The organism is Rhizobium sp. Root149, from assembly GCF_001427345.1.
GTDB lineage: Bacteria > Pseudomonadota > Alphaproteobacteria > Rhizobiales > Rhizobiaceae > Neorhizobium > Neorhizobium rhizoryzae.
On sequence record NZ_LMGD01000021.1, the window covers coordinates 270,794 to 292,158 of the forward strand.

Genomic DNA, 21,365 nt, shown 5'->3' on the forward strand with positions numbered 1-21,365 from the left:
CTATCCGCTGCATCAGGCCGCTTGCCGCTGTGCGGCTGATCGTTGTGCCAGTTGGAAGCCTGAAATCAGCGATCTCAGACGTTCGCTTTCGGTTGCCAGCATCGCACTGGCGGCGGTTGCCTCCTCAACCATGGCGGCATTGCGCTGTGTCACCTGATCCATCTGGTTCACAGCGCTGTTGACTTCAGCAAGACCAGTTGATTGTTCCGTGGACGCATTGGAGATGAAGCGCATGTGGTCGTTTATATGCCGGATATGTGCCTCGACTCTCTGAAGCGCCTCCGCTGTATCGGCAACCAGCGTCACCCCGCCCCGGACATAGGTGCCGGACTGGCCTATTAACTGTCGGATCTCGCCGGCAGCCTTCGACGACCGTTGCGCAAGTTCACGAACCTCCTGCGCCACGACGGCAAAGCCTCGCCCGGCCTCTCCCGCACGCGCAGCCTCTACACCAGCATTGAGCGCAAGCAGGTTGGTCTGGAACGCAATTTCGTCGATCACCCCGATGATGCTGGTAATCTGCTGAGAGGAGGTTTCAATGAGCTTCATCGCTTCCGTCATTCGGTCCAGCACGCGACTTGATTCAACCACGCTTGCCTCCGCCTCGACAGCAACTGCCTGCGCCTCCTGTACGCGGTGCGTCGAGCCTTTGACATTGGTGGTGATCTGATCGAGCGCCGCCGCGGTCTGCTCAAGCGAAGCGGCCTGCTGCTCCGTCCGGTTCGAAAGATCGTTTGCACTGCCGCTGATCTCGCGAGCACCACCGTCGATGACATGCGCGGCACCCGCGACTGTGCTCAACGTTTCAGACAACTGCCTGATGGAGCGATTGAAGTCCTGGCGAAGTTGCTCGAATTCCGCGGTCAGGGGCGTATCGATCGTGTGCAAAAGGTTGCCTACGGCAAGTTCCTGAAGACCTTTCCCGAGAACGGAGGTCGCCTGCTGCATCCTCAAGGCGCGTTCCCGACTTTGCGTTTCGTTCTCTTCGCGGCTTTCATCAGCCGCCGCCCGTTGCGCCCTGGCCTCTTCCTCAAGCTGCTGGTTGGTCAGCGCATTTCGCTGAAAGATCTCCATGGCACTCGCCATGCGCCCAAGTTCGTGGCCAGAGGCTTTCTCTGGAATGATCATATCCAGCCGACCCTGAGCGAGCTCGGCCATTGCCTGCGTCAATCCTCCAAGCGGTCCAGTAATCGAACGTCTGACTGCTGTTGCCAAAACCACTTGAATGCAACCGAGCAGCACAAGGCCGCCGACCAGCAGCTTGAAACGGAAATCGCGCTCCGCAGCCGCTGTCAGTTCCGCGGCCTTGCTGAAGTCACCGATTGCTTTTGCGATCTCACCGAAGAGAGGATCGAGACGCGCTTCCTGCTGACGCAGGTCGCCGATCTGCCGCGCCTCAAGCGCTGCCGTTTGCGCATAGTCCTTGAAAGATGTCTGATACCCATTCAACAGATTTGCCATGTTCTGGTCCGAAGACAATCCGTAAGCCGAAGAGGGAAATGCCGCCAGTTCACTGACGGCACGCTCTACAGCCTTGACGTATTTTTCATCACCCCGAAGCATGAAATCCTTCTCATTGCGCCGCGCAGACAGCATGGCAATGGTGATGCGCGGATCGGCTTTGTCAGTCAGGAGTGATTCAATGGCATGGATGGAGCCCCTCAACTTGCCTTGAAGCCCCTCTTCCGGGCTATAACCAAGCTTCTCGCGCTGTTGCGCCACTTGGCCGAATCTGGCGGAATAGCCTTGAACACCCTGCAGCAGAGCCTGCAATTGAGCCGCTTGGGCCGTCGGCATCTCCGGATCTCTAGCCAGTTTCGCAATTGCGGTCTCGAGTTCCAGCGAGAGCGTCTTGAACGCCGTAACACCGGAAGCCTTGGGGGACGTGACATAGCGACTGGCCTCGACCTTGAGCTGGCCGAAACTGGCTTGTGTCCATAGCACATCGTCTGCCAGACTTTGCTGACGGGCGAGCTGATCATTCGCAGCATCCTGATGTCGAAGCGTTTCACCAAAGATGACCGCGACCAGCATCATGCCAACGAGCGAGCTGATCGCCATGATCCATGTTCTTGCCCGGATTGATAATCTGCGCAGCATGCATTTCCTCCTCATCATTCAAGGAACAGCAAGCACGACGTTTATGCGCGACCTTTGATGCAAACGGCTCGACTGACTGCGGCATTCGTCCGCAGACCTGCAAGAGACAGATCGAGTTTGACTGGTGCTTACGCTGTGGTTCCGCTCTGGACTATCCGTGAGCGATATCCTTGAATTCCCCGAGAAACAGAGTGGAGAATGTTGGTAAAGAACGGGTTACCGAAGATAATATACTTAAAAATTAAATGAATTCATTCTTGATATTACATAATATGATAATATCAACATTAAATAAATGAGTTCGAAGGACTACCCCACGGAACGATATATATCCCGTAAGGTAGTCCACGATACTATTCTACGTCGAGCGCAGCCTCGCGCAGGAGGCCGAAGGCGTATTCCGAAAAGGACCGCCAGCATTCGAGACGAAAACTCTGTTCCCCTGTTCGCAAGAGCACGACTTCGATCTTGCCAAACAGAGTGCGCGCACAAGCACCCACCGGAAAAGCTTTTAGTGAAAGATCCAGCGGGCAGCCGCCGTTCAGGGCGTCTGAAGAACCCGCCCCCTCGATCAGGATTGCCGTGTTGCGATGCGAGACATCCGTTGCGGAATGGACCGCACCAGAAGACCGGGCAGCCTCCACAAGCCCACCCTCGCCCTCATCGATCACGAGCCACTCATCCGGCCCCAGCCAGAGTGCGGTGCGCGAACCGGAAGAGGCAGAGGTCTTCGGTTGTGTGGGCAGGCTCAATCCGAGCGCCGTTGAAAGCGCGGAAACCACGTCTTCTCCGGCGCGCAGCGAGATGCGATGGGCAGGCGACGCAGGCTTCAGCCGAACGGAAGCCGTCCCGCCGTGAGCCCCGGCCAGTGGTACTGCGCGCGTTGCAAGTTCAGCCATGGATGCGGCCTCCTTCCTTGTCGAAGAACACCATATCCGTCACGGTTGCGGCAATGGTCTTGTCTTTCATCGGGATGTAGACGGTCTTGCCCATGCGGGCACGGCCATCGGCCACGAGTGCTATTGCAATCGAGCGGCCCAGATTTTCCGACCAGTAGGCAGACGTCACATGGCCCAGCATGGTCATCGGCTTCGGTTCGTTCGGATCGGCAACGATCTGTCCACCCTCTTCCAGAACTTCCGTGAGGTCCTGAGTGAGCAGCCCAACCAGTTGCTTGCGACCGGACCGGATCAGATCAGGACGCTTCAGGCCGCGAATGCCGACGAAATCCGTCTTCTTCTTCGAAACGGCCCAGCCATAACCGGCATCATCCGGAGTAACGGTTCCATCCGTATCCTGTCCAACGATGATATAGCCCTTCTCGGCGCGCAGCACGTGCATGGTTTCCGTGCCATAGAGGCAAGCGCCCAAAGCCTCGCCACGCTCCCAGATGGCCCTCCAGACGGAAGCACCATAATCGGCAGGTACGTTGACTTCGAAGCCGATTTCACCGGTAAACGAAACCCGGAACAGACGAGCCGGAACACCCATGACCGTGCATTCGTCAACGCTCATATGCGGGAAGGCCTCATTGGAAAGGTCGAGACCCTCCACCAGCGGCTCAATGATTTCGCGCGCCTTCGGACCCTGCACGGCAATCACCGCCCATTGTTCGGTGGTGGAGGTCAGCCAAACCTTGAGATCCGGGAACTCGGTCTGGAGGTAGTCCTCCATGTGGTGAAGCACGCGCGGCGCACCGCCCGTCGTCGTGGTCACATGGAAGCGATCTTCCGCCAAGCGCCCCACGACACCGTCATCGTAGATGAAGCCGTCTTCTCGGGTCATGATGCCATAACGGCACTTGCCGGGCTTCAGGTTGTCCCAGGCATTGGTGTACATGAGGTTCAGGAACTTCGCCGCATCCGGACCGACCACCTCGATCTTGCCGAGAGTGGAAGCGTCAAAGATGCCAGCCACCTCGCGTGCCGTCTTGCACTCGCGGTTGACGGCAGCATGCATGTCCTCACCGCGACGCGGGAAATACCAGGCACGCTTCCAGTTGCCCACATCCTCGAACTCGGCGCCTGCGGCCACAAGTTCACCATGCAGCGGCGTCTTGCGGGCGGGATCGAACAGATCGCCGCGCGAATGGGCAATCAGCGTACCATAGGTCACGGGCGTATACGGCGCGCGGAAAGTGGTGAGACCGACCTGCGGAATGTCCTTGCCCAGCATTTCCGCCGCAATCGCCAGACCATGCATATTGGACAGCTTGCCCTGATCGGACGCCATGCCGTTTGTCGTGAAGCGCTTGATGTGCTCGATGGAGTGCATGCCTTCGCGCACGGCAAGGCGAATGTCCTTTGCCGTCACGTCGTGCTGGAAATCCACGAAGGCCTTCACCGCCGTATCGGGCCCTGCTCCTTCGGCAGCGCCGATCATGCCGCCCGTCCAGGCATAGGTGCTCTGACCGGTCAGGCTCACCGAGCCGCCGCCAGCAGCCGACGCCTCCGCCAAAAGGGCGCCGATCTCATCGGTTCCGTTGCAAGCACCGACGGAGACACACGCTTCCGCATAGATATTGGGCAGGAAACGCTGGTTTTCTGCATCGAACTTCAGTTTGCCGCGCGATTGCGAAAAGAGATGAACCGAAGGCGTCCAGCCGCCGGACATCAACAGCGCATCGACCGGGATCTTGCGATGATTGGTCGAGCCGTTGCGCGCCACCGTCATCGAGGAAATGCGCAAACGGCCAGATGTGTTGACGACCGAATAGCCGGACAGGACTTCGATGCCGAGAACACGCGCAGCCGAAAGAAGCGCTTCGCTTGGCTTGGCACGGCAATCGACGATGGACACCACGTCGATACCGGCGCGCTTCAGGTCGAATGCCGCCTCGTAGGCGCTGTCATGGGCCGTGTAGACGCCAATCTTTGAGCCGACGGCAACACCGTAATGGTTGAGGTACATGCGCGCCGCCGAGGCCAGCATGATGCCGGGACGGTCATTATTGGCAAACACCATGTGCCGCTCGATCGCGCCGGTTGCGAGTACAACCTTTCTCGCTCGCACCTGCCACAAGCGTTCACGCGGCAGCGACTTATTCGGACGCGGCAGGTGATCCGTCACCCGCTCCGCAAGACCGATGAAATTGTGATTGTAGTAGCCGAACACGGTGGTGCGGGTCAGCACGCGCACATTCGGCATGGCTTTCAGTCTGGCGAGCACGCCTTGAGCCCAGTCATAGCCCGGCTTGCCGTCAATTACGGTTCCGCTATCGAACAGAAGCGCGCCGCCCACTTCGGCACGCTCATCCACCAGAATAACGGAGGCACCCGTTTCAGCGGCGGAAAGTGCCGCCGTCAGGCCGGCAGCTCCGGCACCGGCCACCAGGACGTCGCAATGGGCAAAGCGGTTGGCATAATGATCCGGATCTTCTTCCTTTGGCGCAACGCCCAGACCGGCAGCACGGCGGATGACCGGCTCATAGAGCTTCGCCCAGGCCTCGCGCGGCCACATGAAGGTCTTGTAGTAGAAGCCTGCCGCGAAGAATGGCGAGAGCAGATTGTTGATACCGCCAATATCGAAGGACAGGAACGGCCAACGGTTCTGCGACTGGATGATCGCACCGTCGAAAACCTCCTGCACGCTGGCGCGCACATTGGGCTGACGGCGGGCGCTGTCACGCGCGACATCCAGAAGCGCATTCGGCTCTTCCGCACCGGCAGACAGGATACCGCGAGGACGGTGATACTTGAACGAACGGCCCATGAGATGCACGCCATTCGCCAGAAGCGCGGAAGCAACCGTATCGCCTTCCAATGCGGTGTAGATCTTGCCGTCGAAAGTGAAGCGGGCCTTGCGGGCAGGCGTCAGCCGTCCGGTGCCCTTGATGCGATGAGACGTCATGCCGCATCTCCTTCCACCGGTTCAGAGGCACCCGGAACCGGTTGCCGCGCCAGTCCTGCCTTGTAGCTCAACAGGAACTTGTCACTCACGGTGTCACGGATCGTGTTGAAGAAGCGTCCGCAGCCATGAATGTGCCGCCAGCGTTCCCAGGCAATGCCCTTGGTGTTGTCGCGAATGAAGAAATATTCGGCAAAGGCTTCATCTGAAATCTCGGCAATGTTCTCGGGCCGCGCGATATGCGCCTCGCCCGCCCAGCGAAATTCCAGTTCGGAACGGCTCTCGCCGCAATAGGGGCAATGGATCAACAGCATGAATGTCCCCTTCTTCAGTGCGCAACAGCGGCAGCCGCCGCTTCGTCGATCAGGCGTCCTGTGCGGAACCGGTCCAGCGTCAGGCCTTGCGCCAGACGATGCGGCTCGCCCTTGGCAATCAGCCAGGCAAACAGGTTTGCAGACCCCGGCGTTGCCTTGAAGCCACCCGTTCCCCAGCCGCAATTGACGAACAGGTTCGGCACCGGTGTGACGCTCTGGATGGCGGAGCGATCCGGCGTGTTATCGGTAATGCCACCCCATTGGCGCATCATCTTCACGCGACGGAAAATCGGGAACAGCTCGCAAATGGCATCCAGCGTATGCGTGATGATCTGAAGACCCCCGGTCTGGGAATAGGAGTGATACTGGTCCGTACCGGCGCCAATCACCAGTTCGCCCTTGTCCGACTGCGAGATATAGGCATGCACCGTATTGGACATGACCACGCAGGGAAAAATCGGCTTTAGCGGTTCCGACACCAGCGCCTGAAGCGGGTTGCTGGTCAGCGGCACCCGCACATCCGCCATCTGCATGACGACCGAGGAATGACCGGCAGCAGACACGCCGATCTTGCGTGCACCGATGAAGCCGCGATTGGTCTCAACGCCTGTCACTTCACCGCCCGGACCGCGACGGATGCCGGTGACTTCGCAGTTCTGGATGATGTGAACGCCGCGATCGGATGCCGCGCGCGCATAGCCCCAGGCAACCGCATCATGACGTGCCGTGCCGCCACGCTTCTGAAGTGCTGCACCATTGATGGGGTAACGGGCCGTCTTGGAGATATCGAGCGGCGGACAGAATTTCTTTGCCTCTTCCGGCGTCAGCCATTCATTATCGATGCCATAAAGCCGGTTGGCATTGATGTGCCGCTTGAAGCTCTGCATGTCGTGCGTGTTGTGCGACAGCATCATCACGCCACGCGGCGAATACATGACGTTATAATTGAGATCCTGGCTCAAGCCTTCCCACAGCTTCAGGGAATGCTCGTAGATATCCATGCTCTCTTCATAGAGATAGTTGGAGCGGATGATGGTGGTGTTGCGGCCCGTATTGCCGCCGCCCAGCCAGCCTTTTTCGATCACCGCCACATTGGTGATGCCATGTTCCTTGGCAAGATAATAGGCCGCGCCCAGTCCGTGACCGCCGCCGCCGATGATGATGACATCGTAAGAAGAACGCGGTTCCGGCGAGACCCATTGCGGTTCCCACCCCTTGTGGCTGCGCATGGCCTCCCGGGCCACCGCAAAGACCGAATATTTGCGCATATCTGCCTTTAGCTCCTTGAGGCGAAATAGCCTTTCGTGGAACCATACAAATCGCAAATCGAAGCGCGTCGCAATGGTTGCTTTGCGACGCATTCAGGCTTTGGTTTCGACACACGCGATTTTGTTAAAGCGCGTGTGCCAGCTTGGTTCGGTCTCAGGAGAGACGAAGAAGAACCTTGCCCTTGCGACCACGCTCGACTGCGGCATCCACAGCCTTCGCAGCTTCGGCCAGTGGGAAAACGGCATCGACCTGCAGTTTCAGCTCACCCTTGGCGGCACGGGTTACCAGTTCGCCGATCATACGGCCGGCATCCTCCCGCGACATGGTTTCCATGAGCTTGGCAAGCCAGAAACCCTTGACGACCGCTTGCTTGAAGATGACGTCTCCCGCAGAAATCCGCATTTTCTCGCCCGACATCACGCCAAACGAAATCAGCTGACCGCCCTCGCCCAAAAGCGACAGGAGATCGCCGGACGCGTCTCCGCCAACGCCATCGATGGCAACAGCGATCGGCGATGTTCCGGTCAGCGAGGTCACCGCCTCCGTCCAGTTCGGCGCATCGGTTGCGATGACGTTTTCGATGCCCAGCTCCTTGAGTTCTTCCACCGCATCTGCGCGGCGCACAAGGTTGATGACATGGATGCCACGCGGCTTGGCAAGCTGCGCCAGCACCTTTCCGACCGCACCATTGGCAGCATTCTGGATTAACCACTGGCCTTCGCGGATACCGGTGAATTCCAGAAGCGTCAAAGCGCTCAACGGCATGGCAATCAGCTGCGCTGCCGTTTCATCATCAATGCTCTCTGGCATCGGCACACAGGAAGCGCCCTTCGCAATGGCATATTCGGCCCAGGCACCCTTGAGACCGCTGGCCACCACCCGCTGACCGACGGAAACGCCCTGCACACCCTCGCCCAGCGCATCGACAATGCCCACCCCTTCGCTACCGGCACCCGCTGGCAGCGGCGGCTTGTATCCGTACTGGCCGCTGACCGTCAGCACATCATGGTTGTGGATCGGAGACAGAATCATGCGCAGGCGCACCTCGCCAGCTGCGGGTTCCGGCTTGGAAAGCTCCTGGACCGCGAGCACCTGGGAGGGTTTTCCGAATTCCGAATATGAAAGGCCTTGCATATTGCTTCTCCTGTTCTGTCGTTATTGAAACGTGCCGGTATATGCGCCTTGTTTTCGAAAATTCAAACGGCGGCATCTTCCTCATCGAGCCTTTAGGTGGCCGTGCATGGTGCTGCACCTGCTGGATTCAAGGGGTTTTGCACAATTTAGCAAACGGAGCCGCCAAGCCCGCTGGACTTCGTAAATCCCTTCTGTTATGTGCCTTCACCAATCGCATGGCTGCGGCCATGGAAACCTATTGTTTCGCCTTCAGTACTGCGCTGTCAGGCGGCTAACTCGAATAACCAAAGGAACGGGATTCACGTGCAGGTACTTGTCCGCGACAACAACGTTGATCAGGCTCTCCGCGCTCTCAAGAAGAAGATGCAGCGCGAAGGCATCTTCCGCGAAATGAAGATGCGCGATTACTACGAGAAGCCTTCCCAGAAGCGCGCTCGTGAAAAGGCAGAAGCTGTGCGCCGCGTGCGCAAGCTGGCCCGTAAGCGCGCACAGCGTGAAGGTCTGGTTGCTGCTGGTCGCACCGGCCGCTAATTGGCCGTCTTTTCGACGTTATTTCGTGATTGAAGGGCGGGGGCGAATTTTCGCCGCCGCTTTTTTTGGTTTCCCGGATCGCCGCCTTACACGTAAAGACACGAGGAATTGTGCCTGATGGCCGCTACGACCGCAGCAAATTCGCCTGAACTTCAAACCCCAGAATCAAGGCAGATGCAACGCCGCTTGCAGGTTCGCATCGCGGGACCAATGCTGCTGCTCAGCGGACTATTGCTGGCTGGCTGCGAAACGACGACCAGCACCGACCTCATCCGGCTTGATCGCGCACAAGGGTCAGAGCAGAACATTGCCTCCCTCTCCTCGGTCATCCAAGCAAACCCGCAGGATCCGGAAGGCTATAACGTGCGCGGTGCGGCCTATGGTCGCTCCGGGGACTTCAAGCGCGCCGTGGACGATTTCAACCGCGCGATCCAGTTGAACCCTCGCTTCTTCCAGGCCTATGCGAACAGGGCGCTCGTGTATCGCAACATGGGCAAGCCGGCAGAAGCAGTAAACGACTACAACACTGCACTCCAGATCAACCCGAACTATGACGTAGCTCTGATCGGACGCGGGAATATCTATCGTCAGGCTGGCCGCATAAACGAAGCCTTCAATGATTTCGACCGCGCAATCCAGCAGGACACGACGGATGGTCGCGCTTGGCATGGCCGTGGTCTGATCTACCAGGTTCGCGGACAACACGCCCAGGCGATCGAAGACTTCTCCAAGGCCATCTCGCTGTCTCCGGGTTCGCCGGAGCCCTATAACGGCCGCGGCGTATCCTATGTCGCGCTGAACAACGATGACAACGCCTTTGCCGACTTCAACCATGCCATCGAGCTGAACGATAAGATCGCTGAATCGTGGGCGAATCAGGCGCTGGTCTATGAGCGCCGCGGCGACAAGGCACGCGCCTACAAGTCCTACAACCATGCTGTTCGTCTGGACCCGAATTACAAGCCTGCACAGGACGGTGCGGCACGCACGCGCAGTGGCCCGGCTGCCGCGGGCTGAAGATATTTCCCTTCGCAGACATGATGCAAAAGGCCCGGTCGATGCCGGGCCTTTTTCGTCTCGTCTTGCGAATGAAGACCTAAAATCAACTCAGTAGATAGAAACCGGCCGCGTTCAGGATGAAGAATACGAGGATGCCGCCGAGCAGACCGCCACCGGCGTAAAAACCAGCCAGCATGGCAATCAGCAGGACCACGCACATCATCGTGCCCCACTTGGCACCGGCCAGGAACAGGTCATAGGTCTTTTCGTGCTCGCGATAATCCATCGGAGCGCCTGTTTCGACCGGTCCTGCGTGATGATGATCCATGCTCAAACTCTCCCCTGCATCGATGTCCAGCGCCTGCAAGACAGGCGCAATCCTCTACTGAGAGAAATGGCTACACAAAAAGCACAAAAAGCGCAATCGACTTGGTGTTACGCAGTCTGCTGCGCCTGGCATGAAATCTGCTGCACAATCGCGAAAATCTGGCAAACGACACTTTGATGCAAATTCCCGCATCATTGAGCAAGAAATATCGGGAAAGCCACACCCACCAGACATTGGTAGCGTTGCGCAGATTCACGATTTAGCCTTAGAGAAGATAACAAAGAATAAAGTGGGGGAATTGCATCATGACTGTGCTCCTTGCTCTCAGCCGCGCCATCGATGCGGTGACGAGCTTCATTGGTCGCTGGGTGTCGTGGCTGCTACTGGCGGCTGTCTTGATCAGCGCTGGCAATGCCGTCATGCGCAAGGCGCTCGATATTTCGTCGAACGCCTGGCTTGAGGTTCAATGGTATCTGTTTGGCACCGTTTTCATGCTCGCAGCAGCCTATGCCTTGCTGCAGAACGAGCATGTCCGCATTGACATTCTGTCCTCCACCTGGAGCAAGCGCACGCGTGACCTGATCGATCTGACGCTTCACATCATCTTCCTTCTGCCATTTGCAAGTTTGATGACCTATCTGGCATGGCCATGGTTCTGGCTTTCCTATCAGTCAGGCGAGATATCTTCGAATGCCGGCGGCCTCATCATCTGGCCGGCAAAGCTGGCTGTCCTGATCGGCTTTGCGCTTCTGCTCGCTCAGGCCTTCTCTGAGATCATCAAGCGTTTCGCCGTCGTTACGGGCCGGATACCGGATCCGCGGGAGGAGAAATCTTCGGAAGCCGCAGCCCCAGCCTCCGAGGTGACCCATGGCTGAGATCATTCATATCATTGCACTCAATTTGCCACTGGTGATGTTTTCATCAGTGATGCTGATGCTACTTCTTGGCTATCCTGTTGCTTTCACGCTCGCAGCGGGCGGCTTGATCTTCTTCGTTGTCGGCGTTGAACTCTCGCATATCTCACCAGATATCCGGTTGTTCTGGCCCCTCCTCCAGTCGCATCCCGAACGCATTTACGGGATCATGTATAATGACACGCTGCTGTCGATCCCCTTCTTTACCTTCATGGGGATCATCCTGGAGCGATCGAGGATGGCGGAGGATCTGCTGGACACAATCGGCCAGTTGTTTGGCCCTGTCCGCGGCGGTCTTGCCTATGCAGTCATCCTTGTCGGTGCATTGCTCGGAGCAACGACCGGTGTCGTTGCTGCATCCGTCATGGCCATGGGATTGATCTCGCTTCCGATCATGATGCGGTACGGCTATAACCGTCCGCTCGTATCTGGCACGATCGCAGCATCCGGCACGCTCGCACAGATCGTGCCACCATCGCTCGTTTTGATCGTTATGGCCGATCAGCTTGGTCGCTCTGTTGGCGACATGTATGTCGGCGCACTCTATCCCGCCCTGCTGATCGTGGGCACCTATTGCCTTTACATCTTCGCGGTCACACTGGTGAAGCCAGAATGGGCACCCGCCCTGCCGCAGGAAGCACGCACGCTTGGAAATGGCGTAACGTCGTTGGCTGTGATGTTCGTCATTGCGATTGGCCTCTATTACCTTGGCCTTCACGTTCTCTTTGTCGGCATTCAGAGTGAAGAATGGCGGCTTGTTGCGGCTCTGGCATTCGCCGTCGGCGTCGTTTATGTGGTGGCGCTCGTCAACGAGAAAATCGAAAAGAAAATCATCTCGCGTCTTTCCGAACGCGTGATCATCGTTCTGATTCCGCCTTTGGCCCTTATCTTTCTGGTTCTCGGCACGATCTTCCTCGGCATTGCCACGCCGACGGAAGGTGGCGCCATGGGTGCCACAGGTGCCCTTCTTCTTGCACTTGCCAAGGGCCGCCTGACTCTTGGGTCAATCAAGACGGCTCTGGACGCAACCACGCGCCTGTCGGCCTTCGTCATGATGATCCTGATCGGTGCGCGTGTGTTCGGCCTCACCTTCTACGGCATCAATGGCAATGTCTGGATGGAGGAACTGCTGCTGGCGCTGCCGGGCGGAGAATATGGCTTCCTGATCGTTGTCACGATCATCGTCTTCATTCTGGGCTGCTTCCTCGACTTCTTCGAGATTGCCTTCATCATGGTCCCGCTTCTGGCGCCTGTAGCAGACAAGCTCGGCATCGATCTGGTCTGGTTCGGCATCATCCTCGGCATCAACCTCCAGACCTCGTTCCTGACACCACCGTTCGGCTTCTCCCTCTTCTTCCTGCGCTCCATTGCGCCGGCAAGTCCATGGGTCGACAAGGTCACAGGCAAGACCATGCCGCCTGTCAGAACGACGGAAATCTATAAGGGCGTCTTCCCCTACATCATCATCCAGTTCGTGATGATCCTGGTTGTGATTGCATTCCCGGGACTGGTCATGCATTACAAGACAGACCAGCCGACAACCAATCCTTCCGATGTGCAAATTCAATTGCCTGGAATGGGATCCGGCAGCACACCTGGAAATGACGGTCTGCAACTTGGCCTCCCCCCGCTCGGTGGGCAGAACGGTTCAGCGCCCGCCATGGGCCTGCCCCCGTTGACCTTTGGCAATGACAGCCTGCCAGCAGGCCAATCCGGTTCAGCCCCAGCATTGGGACTGCCGCCATTGAATGGTCTGCCTGGGCAACAGCCGACACAAACGCAACCTTCCGGTCAGCCGGATTTGAGCCAACCGCCCAAGATCAATCCTTGAGATTGCATTGGTTCTGATATCAAGGCCTCACCTCGGTGGGGCCTTTTTTTGTACTTCTTACAGGCAACAAAAAACCCGGGGTTGAAGCCCCGGGTTTCGTTTGGAAAGCGGATGAGTTGATCAGAGCTTGCCGTTGCGCTGCTGGATCATCATGAAGGTATCGTAGGTGTATTCAGCAAGCTGCATCCACAGATAACCTTCCTTCTTGAAAGCCACCTGATCTTCGTAGATCTTCTTGAACCATTCGTTCTTGGCGGAAATCTCGGCATAGACTTCCTTCGAAGCGTTGAAGGCTGCTTCGAGGATCGGCTGGCTGAAAGGACGCAGCGTCGTGCCATTGGCTACGATCTGCTTGATCGCAATCGGGTTCTTGGCGTCGTATTTCGCCATCATGTTGCTGTTGGCAAAAGCGCAGGCGTCCTGAAGCACTGCCTGGTAGGACTTCGGCAGAGCCTCGAACTTCGCCTTGTTCATGAAGGCGTGGATAACCGGACCACCTTCCCAGAAGGCCGGGTAATAGTAGAACTTGGCGACCTTGTAGAAGCCGAGCTTCAAGTCGTCATAAGGACCGACCCATTCGGCGGCATCGATAGTGCCTTTTTCCAGCGACGGATAAATGTCGCCACCAGCGATCTGCTGTGGCACAGCGCCCAGCTTCTCGACGACGCGGCCGGCGAGACCGGCAATACGCATCTTGACGCCCTTGAAATCGTCAACGGTGTTAATTTCCTTGCGGAACCAGCCACCCATCTGCACGCCGGTGTTACCCGCGATATAGCCGATCAAACCGTGAGTCGCGTAGAATTCGTTGAGGAGCTTCGTACCATTGCCTTCGTAGAACCAGGAGTTCGTGAGACGCTGGTTGAGACCGAAGGGAATTGCCGTTCCGATCGCGAACGTCGGGTCCTTGCCGACATAGTAGTAGGAGCAGGTGTGGCACATTTCGACCGTTCCGGCGGAAACGGCATCCGCCGCCTGCAGGCCGGGAACGATTTCGCCCGCCGCAAAGGTCTGGATGGTGAAGTTCCCATCGGTCGCAGCGGCCACATGCTTGGCAATGTCTTCCGCACCGCCATAAATCGTGTCCAGAGACTTCGGGAACGACGATGTCAGACGCCAGGTGATCTTTGGTGCAGATTGCGCAATGGCAGGTGCCGCAAGCGCAGTTGCTGCAGCAGCACCCGTGCCGGCTGCAGCTGCCTTTTTGAAGAATGAACGACGATCCATTTAGTACCTCCCGTTATTGATGCGCCGACGGTTTTTTCTCCCCTCCATCGGCCATGGTTCGAAGTAAACATGAGGTCTGTCCGCTGGCAAGCGGTCGGGATAATATTCCTTCGTGATTGGTGACCGGAAGAGCACAATACTTTCGTCTAATGTAATCTCGTTGACTAAAACTTCGGCAGTTCAGGGCAGACTGAGGCTGACGCTTGACACTGGACTGGCCTGCTGGTGAAAAATACGGCTATATTCGGAGTATCCTATGACCCTGCCGCTCATCGCCATTCCCGCCGATATTCGCCATCTCGACAAAGCGGATTGGCACGCCGTCCAGACGCAATATGTCAACGCCGTGCTGAAGGTCGCCAACGGAATGCCGATCATCATACCGGCGCTTGAAACCGGGGCGGACTTGCAGACGGTTCTTGATCGGGTGGACGGCGTCCTGATCTCGGGCTCGGCCACGAATGTCCACCCTTCCCTCTACGGCGCGGATTGGACTGAAGCAGACGGCCCTTTCGATCCCGCCCGTGATGCCACCTCGCTAGAACTCATTCGCCAGACGATAGAACGCGGCATTCCGCTGCTTGCCATCTGCCGGGGAATACAGGAATTGAACGTTGCACTTGGAGGAACCCTGGCACGGGAGATTCAGGATCAGCCCGGCACATGGGATCATCGCAAGCCGCCGGTCGAAAGCCGTGACGAGATGTATTCGATCCGCCAGCCAGTGCTGATCGAACAGGGGTCCTGCATGGAACGCTATCTGGGTCTGACCGGAGAAGTTCAGGTCAACTCCCTGCACCGTCAGGCAATCGGCGAGAAAGCGCCGCGCCTGCAGGTGGAAGCCAAGGCACAGGATGGCACTATCGAAGCCGTGTCGGTGATCGGCGCCACAGGCTTTGCCGTCGGCGTTCAATGGCATCCGGAATACTGGGCGGAAGGAGATCGTCCCTCCCGCGCCCTATTCGAGGCATTCGGAGCCGCCGTCCGAGACTATGCGGCCCATAGACAAAGGCCTGATTAGGTCGTAACCGGAGTTTCCGGCACGGCCGTCAGCAACTGCTTTTCGCTGAACCACTTGATCAGGTTGTCGACAACGAGATCGGCCATATCGTTGCGTGTCGGCACCGATGCCGAAGCCACATGCGGCAGCATGCAAAGAGTGGGAAGATCGAAGAACCCGGCTGGAATCTTCGGCTCGTCATAGAAGACATCCAGTCCTGCGGCGGCAATGGTGCCCTGGCGCAGCGCGGCCTCGAGCGCCTCTTCATCGACGCTGGTGCCTCGACCCACATTGATGAAAACGCCGTTCGGCCCCAGTGCCGCCAGAACCTCGGCATTGATGATCTTGTGCGTTTCCGGCGTCGCCGGAATGATGGAGATCAGCGTATCAACAGACTTCGCCAGTTCCACGGCAGAAGACGCATAGGTGTAGCTCACATCCTTGCGCGGCGTGCGCGTATGATAGCTGAGCTTCACCTTGAACGGCTCCAGCCGCTTGGCGATCTCAAGCCCGATACGCCCCAGCCCCAGAAGGCCGACATGTCGGTTCTTGAGCGAAAGCGGCGTGAGCGGGAACGGTCCTTCCTTTTCCCAGCGTCCTTCGCGCAGATAGGTTTCGGCCACCGGCAGACGGCGGATCGTGTTCAGGAGAAGGCCGATCGTCGTATCCGCTACCTCGTCGTTCAGAACGTCCGGCGTGTTGGTGACGAGAATGCCTTTGGTTGCCGCATGCCGGGCATCCACCCCGTCATAGCCTACGCCGAAATTGGCAATCACTTCAGCGTTCGGCAGTTGATCGATCCACTCGGCAGGCATCTTGTTGGTGGTCGCCACACCGCGAATACGGGCTCTCTGCTCATCCGAAATCTGCATTTCAGAACCGACAGGCGTCTGCAGAAGATCGAAGGCCTGCGCCAGCCGTTCCAGAACGCGGGAATGCATGCGGCCCGGCACGAGCACGGTGATCTTGTTGTCAGTCATGATGAATTTCCTATCGAAGAGATTGCGGACGCGAGTGGCGCATACTGCGTCAGAAATTGCGCAGAAACAAACGCATGTGCTTTGGTTCTGCGCAATTTTTCTAATCGACCAAAAGTCAGCTACGCGGCTGGTAGGGTCCGGTTGACTGGCGGATCCGCATCTCCGGCTTGATGAGATGAATGCCATCCGGCTCATGGCTTCCGGCAAGGCGGTCAAGCAGCGCGCGTGCAGCAAGGCGCCCCACCTCGGTCTGGCCGTTCCAGACGGTGGTCAGAGCGGGTGTAGCGATGGATGCCTCTTCCAGATCGTCGTAGCCGGTGACGGAAATATCCTTGCCTGGCGTCAGTCCCGCTCGGGCAATGCCGTTCATCAGGCCAATGGCAACGAGATCGTTCCAGCACACGGCAGCCGTCGGCTTCTGGGGCAGAGACAGGAAATGCACCGCTGCCTCGAACCCGCCCTGCTTCGTGCGAGGCCCGGGAATGCGCAGCTCGGAATCCACCTCGATCCCGGCCTTTCGAAGCGCATTCACATAGCCCTGATAGCGGTCACGCCCGGTCGACGTCTGATCCGTACCGCCAATCATCGCGATGCTGCGGTGACCCAGTCCGATCAGATGGTTGGTGGCAAGAGAAATGCCGTAACTGTCGTCGCCACGGTAGGTTGGCAGATCCACCCCTTCCATGGAGCGCGCGACGAGGATTGCGGGCATGCCGTTCGCCTCGGCCAGCTTCACATCCTCAAGCGGCGTTCCGATTGCAGGAGACATGATGACACCGTCACCACCAAGCTGCAGAAGCGTTTCAATGAAGGTGCGCTGCTTTTCGACCGAGTCATAATGATTGGAGAGAATGAAGGTCTGGCGGCTGCGATCCAGCTCGCTTTCGATGGCCTTGAGAATTTCTCCGTAGAACGGGTTCATGATGTCGTGCACGACGACCCCGATGATACCCGAGCGGGATGTCCGCAGGCTGGCAGCACGGCGGTTGTAGATATACCCAAGCGCGCGGGCCTGTTCCTTGATCTTCTCCCGCGTATCGGAAGCAACAAGCGGACTGTCACGCAGCGCAAGCGATATGGTCGCGGTAGACAGCCCAAGGCTCTCCGCGATGGTCGACAACTTGATTTTCTGAACCACAACCCCTCCCGGCGGATTCCCGATCTAACGGATCTAAAAATTCTTTAAACAATTTAATCCGCGATGGCAATCCGCCGTCATCAATCTGTCACAACCTCTTCCTCATCCTCGGATTGCGCCTCTCCAATCAGATTCCGATTGAGCGCCTTCAGAAGCTTCAACAGTGTCCGGATCTCCTTGTCGGAGAAATCCTCAAGCGCCTTGGAGTTGGTTGCAGCGGTGGCAAGGTTGATCTTTTCGAGGCTGTGCAGACCCAGAGGCGTCAGATGCACTTTTACCTGACGGCCATCGCCGCCGTCCGGCTTTCGCTGAACGAAGCCCTGCGCTTCCATGCGGCCAATGGTGCGGGTCATGGTGGGAGCCTTCACACCAAGACGATGCGCCAGCTCACCGGGTGTCAAAGCCTCACCTTCCGCCAGCGCTAATATAACTCCGTCCTGACCGGAATAGAGCCCTGCCTCCAGGAGATTGCGAGAATGGACCGTTCGCATTGAACGAGCGGCCCCTGCAAGCGCAGGCGCCAGATCATGCGCGCCGCCGGGCGCCTTCTTCCGGCCAGCCTTTTCCTTCTTCTCGCCCTTTTTCTTGCTCATCTCCCGCCCTTCCCGCTATACCACGCACCTTCGTCTCCCATCCTTAGCCAAAGCGGAACGTGATCGCCAGATGTCCCCAGAACTGCCCCGGCCCCGCTTCCACGAGAATGACAGGACGCTGCCCCCCGAAAGGCGGGCAGACTGGATTGTCGTCTTGCCGCTCGGTGCCCATGAGCAGCATGGGCCGCATCTGCCCTTCGAGACCGATAGCCTGATCGCCGCCGGTCTCGTCGAGCGCCTGATCGACGCCCTGCCGAAAGATCTGCCCGTCTCCTTCCTGCCCGTCGAACGCATTGGCTATTCCATCGAGCATGCGGACGTGCCCGGCACGCGCACACTTTCCTTTGCGCAGGCCATCAACCGCTGGCTGGCGATTGCGGAAGGCCTGGCGGACCAGGGCATTCGCAAATTCGTGATGCTGAATGCGCATGGCGGCAATTCTCCACTGATGACGGTGGTCGCGACCGAAGCACGCGTGCGCTTCAACATGCTGGCCGTCGCCACGAGCTGGACCCGTTTCGGCCAACCGGAAGGCTGGATCTCGGCTGAAGCCAAGGCCATCGATATTCACGGCGGCGACATCGAAACATCCGTCATGCTGGCGCTTCATCCTGACAAGGTCGATATGGCAAAAGCGGCCTCCTTCGGTTCCCACCAGTCCGATTTTGCGAGAGACTTCAAGCATCTGCGCGCCTACGGGCCCCACGCCTTTGGCTGGAAGATGTCCGACCTGAACAGGCAGGGCGTTGCCGGGAACGCGGCTGCAGCAACGGCACAACGCGGCGAACAGCTCGTTGCCCATGCGGTGAGCGGCTTTCTCGAACTGCTGGATGACGTCCACCGCTTCGACTTGTCCACGCTCTCGTGAGGCATGTGAACATATAACATAAGGAAAGCCTTTGAACTCGGCGGTACGAGGGCTTATATGGACGAAAATCGCTGACGCTCCATCCGCGAGCGCCCTCATTTCCCGGAGGTTCCCATGGCCGATACTGCGACACAGAAGCCCGTACCCGTGACCGTTTTGACCGGTTACCTCGGCGCCGGCAAGACAACGCTTCTCAACCGCATCCTGTCCGAAAGCCACGGCAAGAAATACGCCGTCATCGTCAACGAGTTCGGTGAAATCGGCATCGACAACGATCTTATCGTCGAGTCGGACGAAGAGATCTACGAGATGAACAACGGCTGCGTCTGCTGCACGGTGCGTGGCGACCTGATCCGCGTGGTCGAAGGCCTCATGCGCCGTCCGGGCCGCTTCGACGGCATCATCGTTGAAACCACCGGCCTTGCTGATCCGGTGCCGGTTGCCCAGACCTTCTTCATGGACGACGACGTGCGCTCCAAGACGGAACTGGACGCGGTCGTGGCCCTCGTGGATGCCAAGCATCTGCCGCTGCGCCTGAAGGATAGCCGCGAGGCTGAGGACCAGATCGCCTTTGCCGATGTCGTGGTCGTCAACAAGACGGATCTGGTAACGCCGGCAGAACTGGCGACGATCGAGGAGATCGTACGCGCCATCAACCCGACGGCCCGCATCTACAAGACCACCCGTTCGGGTGTCGATCTCGCCCGCGTGCTGGATCAGGGGGCGTTCAACCTGGAACGCGCGCTGGAAAACGATCCGCATTTCCTCGAACATGGCCATGAAGACCATGTCTGCGGACCGGATTGCGACCACCATCACCACGATCATGACCATGGGCACGACCACGGGCACGACCATGGCCATCATCATCATGACCATGGTCACGATCACCACCATGACCACGGGCATGATCACCACCACCATGCAGCACCGTCTGCCATCCATGATGTGACCGTAAAGTCCATCTCGCTGCGCGGCGGTGAAATGAACCCGGATCGCTTTTTCCCGTGGATCCAGAAGATCACGCAGACGCAAGGCCCCAACATCCTGCGTCTGAAGGGCATCATCGCCTTTGCGGGTGATGACGAGCGCTATGTGGTGCAGGGTGTTCACATGATCATCGAAGGCGACCACCAGCGCGCCTGGAAGGAAGGCGAAAAGCGCGAAAGCCGCCTAGTCTTCATCGGCCGCGATCTGGACCGCGAGAAGATCGAACAGAGCTTCCTCGCCTGCCAGGCAAATGGCTGATAACAGGCCCTGCCTCAAGAACTGATATAGAAAAGGATTGCCCAGGAAATGCCGACAGTTGCCCCGTTCGACATCGAAGGACACGTGATTGCGACACATTTCCTGGGTGATAAGCCCTTCTTCGCCACGGCTGCGGGAGAGTTGCGCAGACTGGATGAAGGAGAAAAGGTCACGCCCCTGCATGCGGGTATGCTGACCTGCATCAAGGACCCTTTCAGCGCTTCCCTGCTGACGGGCGGCGAAGACGGCAAGGTGATGCGTGTGGCTGCCGATGGCTCGAGCAAGCTGATTGCCGAAGCGCCACGAAAGTGGATCACGGTTGTCGCGGGCGGACCGCAGGGTGCGGTGGGTTACGCCTACGGCAAGGCCAGCATCATTGTATTGCCGGATGGTTCAACCAAGGAATTCGGTGAAGAGCGCACGGTCGAGGCGCTGGCCTTTGCGTCCAAGGGTTTGCGCATCGCAGCTGCACGCTACAACGGCGTTTCCCTGCATTGGGTCAACACCAATACGCCGCCGACCGATCTGGAATGGAAAGGCGCGCATACCGGCGTGACCTTCTCGCCAGATGGTCGCTTTCTTGTCACCACCATGCAGGAAAATGCCTTGCATGGCTGGAAGCTGGACGGCAAGCCGGGTGAGCCGCGCCATATGCGCATGACCGGTTATCCGTCCAAGGTCAAATCCTACTCCTGGTCTCCCAAGGGAAAATGGCTGGCAACCTCTGGTGCGCCAGCGGCTATCGTCTGGCCTTTCTCGGCCAAGGATGGCCCCATGGGCAAGGCACCGCTGGAGCTTGGCACGCGCGCAAACATCATGGTCACCTGCGTTGCCTTCCATCCTGCCGAGGAGGTTCTCGCCATCGGCTACATCGATGGCATGGTGCTGGGCGTTCGTGTCGGCGATGGCAAGGAGGCGCTTCTGCGCCGTCCGGGAAATGGCGCCGTCACCGCCATGAGCTGGAGTGCCAATGGCAAGCTTCTGGCGTTCGGTTCCGAAGCTGGCGACTGCGGCATCATCGATATCGCAGCCTGACCGCTCTGGA

19 protein-coding genes are annotated in these 21,365 nt (G+C 58.3%); 8 read left to right on the forward strand and 11 right to left on the reverse strand.

Features of this window, described 5'->3' with window-relative positions:
* Window positions 1–12: 12 nt before the first annotated feature.
* From ASD54_RS16750 to ASD54_RS16775, 6 genes are all read right to left on the reverse strand, one after another.
* Window positions 13–2,100 carry a methyl-accepting chemotaxis protein gene (locus tag ASD54_RS16750; RefSeq protein ID WP_162249591.1) on the reverse strand — a complete coding sequence of 696 codons (2,088 nt, stop codon included), beginning with the start codon at window positions 2,098–2,100 and terminating at the stop codon, window positions 13–15.
* 353 nt (window positions 2,101–2,453) lie between these two features.
* The gene (locus ASD54_RS16755; RefSeq protein ID WP_062555753.1) at window positions 2,454–2,999 is read right to left on the reverse strand and encodes a sarcosine oxidase subunit gamma; all 546 of its coding nucleotides are present in this window, start codon (window positions 2,997–2,999) and stop codon (window positions 2,454–2,456) included.
* Window positions 2,992–5,949 carry a sarcosine oxidase subunit alpha gene (locus ASD54_RS16760; protein ID WP_062555754.1) on the reverse strand — a complete coding sequence of 986 codons (2,958 nt, stop codon included), beginning with the start codon at window positions 5,947–5,949 and terminating at the stop codon, window positions 2,992–2,994. Before ASD54_RS16760 ends, ASD54_RS16755 begins: the two co-directional genes overlap by 8 nt.
* Window positions 5,946–6,260 carry a sarcosine oxidase subunit delta gene (locus ASD54_RS16765; RefSeq protein ID WP_062555755.1) on the reverse strand — a complete coding sequence of 105 codons (315 nt, stop codon included), beginning with the start codon at window positions 6,258–6,260 and terminating at the stop codon, window positions 5,946–5,948. Before ASD54_RS16765 ends, ASD54_RS16760 begins: the two co-directional genes overlap by 4 nt.
* A 14-nt stretch (window positions 6,261–6,274) precedes the next feature.
* Window positions 6,275–7,528, reverse strand: coding sequence for a sarcosine oxidase subunit beta family protein (locus ASD54_RS16770; protein WP_062555971.1), 1,254 nt, complete (start codon window positions 7,526–7,528; stop codon window positions 6,275–6,277).
* 154 nt (window positions 7,529–7,682) lie between these two features.
* A complete protein-coding gene (locus tag ASD54_RS16775; protein WP_062555756.1) occupies window positions 7,683–8,663 on the reverse strand; it encodes a zinc-binding dehydrogenase in 981 nt (326 codons plus the stop codon).
* Window positions 8,664–8,966: 303 nt separating this feature from the next.
* Here ASD54_RS16775 and rpsU point away from each other — a divergent pair, with 303 nt between their 5' ends.
* Both rpsU and ASD54_RS16790 read left to right on the forward strand, forming a co-directional pair.
* Window positions 8,967–9,194 carry a 30S ribosomal protein S21 gene (rpsU, locus tag ASD54_RS16785; RefSeq protein ID WP_062555758.1) on the forward strand — a complete coding sequence of 76 codons (228 nt, stop codon included), beginning with the start codon at window positions 8,967–8,969 and terminating at the stop codon, window positions 9,192–9,194.
* Window positions 9,195–9,368: 174 nt separating this feature from the next.
* On the forward strand, window positions 9,369–10,211 hold the full coding sequence (locus ASD54_RS16790; RefSeq protein WP_062555972.1) for a tetratricopeptide repeat protein: 843 nt from the start codon (window positions 9,369–9,371) through the stop codon (window positions 10,209–10,211).
* 85 nt (window positions 10,212–10,296) lie between these two features.
* On the opposite strand, the gene ASD54_RS16795 is transcribed toward ASD54_RS16790, so the two are convergent.
* Entirely contained in the window at window positions 10,297–10,521 is a 225-nt protein-coding gene (locus ASD54_RS16795; RefSeq protein ID WP_062555759.1) for an aa3-type cytochrome c oxidase subunit IV, read from the reverse strand.
* A gap of 305 nt (window positions 10,522–10,826) precedes the next feature.
* Here ASD54_RS16795 and ASD54_RS16800 point away from each other — a divergent pair, with 305 nt between their 5' ends.
* Window positions 10,827–11,396 (forward strand): TRAP transporter small permease subunit, encoded by a 570-nt coding sequence (locus ASD54_RS16800; RefSeq protein ID WP_062555760.1) that lies wholly within the window; start codon window positions 10,827–10,829, stop codon window positions 11,394–11,396.
* Between the two features lies 1 nt (window position 11,397).
* The gene (locus tag ASD54_RS16805; RefSeq protein WP_062555973.1) at window positions 11,398–13,266 is read left to right on the forward strand and encodes a TRAP transporter large permease subunit; all 1,869 of its coding nucleotides are present in this window, start codon (window positions 11,398–11,400) and stop codon (window positions 13,264–13,266) included.
* A gap of 120 nt (window positions 13,267–13,386) precedes the next feature.
* Here the strand turns inward: ASD54_RS16805 and ASD54_RS16810 are convergent, their stop codons facing one another.
* Window positions 13,387–14,493, reverse strand: coding sequence for a TRAP transporter substrate-binding protein (locus tag ASD54_RS16810; RefSeq protein ID WP_062555761.1), 1,107 nt, complete (start codon window positions 14,491–14,493; stop codon window positions 13,387–13,389).
* Window positions 14,494–14,749: 256 nt separating this feature from the next.
* On the opposite strand from ASD54_RS16810, the gene ASD54_RS16815 reads away from it, so the two are divergent.
* Entirely contained in the window at window positions 14,750–15,514 is a 765-nt protein-coding gene (locus ASD54_RS16815) for a gamma-glutamyl-gamma-aminobutyrate hydrolase family protein (protein ID WP_062555762.1), read from the forward strand.
* Here ASD54_RS16815 and ASD54_RS16820 read toward each other — a convergent pair.
* From ASD54_RS16820 to ASD54_RS16830, 3 genes are all read right to left on the reverse strand, one after another.
* Window positions 15,511–16,473, reverse strand: coding sequence for a 2-hydroxyacid dehydrogenase (locus ASD54_RS16820; RefSeq protein WP_062555763.1), 963 nt, complete (start codon window positions 16,471–16,473; stop codon window positions 15,511–15,513). The genes ASD54_RS16815 and ASD54_RS16820 overlap by 4 nt on opposite strands.
* Window positions 16,474–16,588: 115 nt before the next feature.
* Complete coding sequence (locus ASD54_RS16825) at window positions 16,589–17,611, reverse strand: LacI family DNA-binding transcriptional regulator (RefSeq protein ID WP_062555764.1); 1,023 nt, start codon at window positions 17,609–17,611, stop codon at window positions 16,589–16,591.
* Window positions 17,612–17,691: 80 nt separating this feature from the next.
* Window positions 17,692–18,204 carry a MarR family winged helix-turn-helix transcriptional regulator gene (locus tag ASD54_RS16830; protein ID WP_062555765.1) on the reverse strand — a complete coding sequence of 171 codons (513 nt, stop codon included), beginning with the start codon at window positions 18,202–18,204 and terminating at the stop codon, window positions 17,692–17,694.
* Between the two features lie 70 nt (window positions 18,205–18,274).
* Between ASD54_RS16830 and ASD54_RS16835 the strand changes: the two genes are divergently transcribed.
* The 3 genes from ASD54_RS16835 (at window position 18,275) to ASD54_RS16845 (ending at window position 21,355) form a co-directional block, all read left to right on the forward strand.
* Window positions 18,275–19,072: a creatininase family protein gene (locus ASD54_RS16835; protein ID WP_062555766.1), complete on the forward strand. Its 798-nt coding sequence runs from the start codon at window positions 18,275–18,277 to the stop codon at window positions 19,070–19,072.
* A 114-nt stretch (window positions 19,073–19,186) separates the two neighbouring features.
* Window positions 19,187–20,320 (forward strand): GTP-binding protein, encoded by a 1,134-nt coding sequence (locus tag ASD54_RS16840; RefSeq protein ID WP_062555767.1) that lies wholly within the window; start codon window positions 19,187–19,189, stop codon window positions 20,318–20,320.
* A gap of 48 nt (window positions 20,321–20,368) precedes the next feature.
* Entirely contained in the window at window positions 20,369–21,355 is a 987-nt protein-coding gene (locus ASD54_RS16845; protein WP_062555768.1) for a WD40 repeat domain-containing protein, read from the forward strand.
* Window positions 21,356–21,365: the final 10 nt, after the last annotated feature.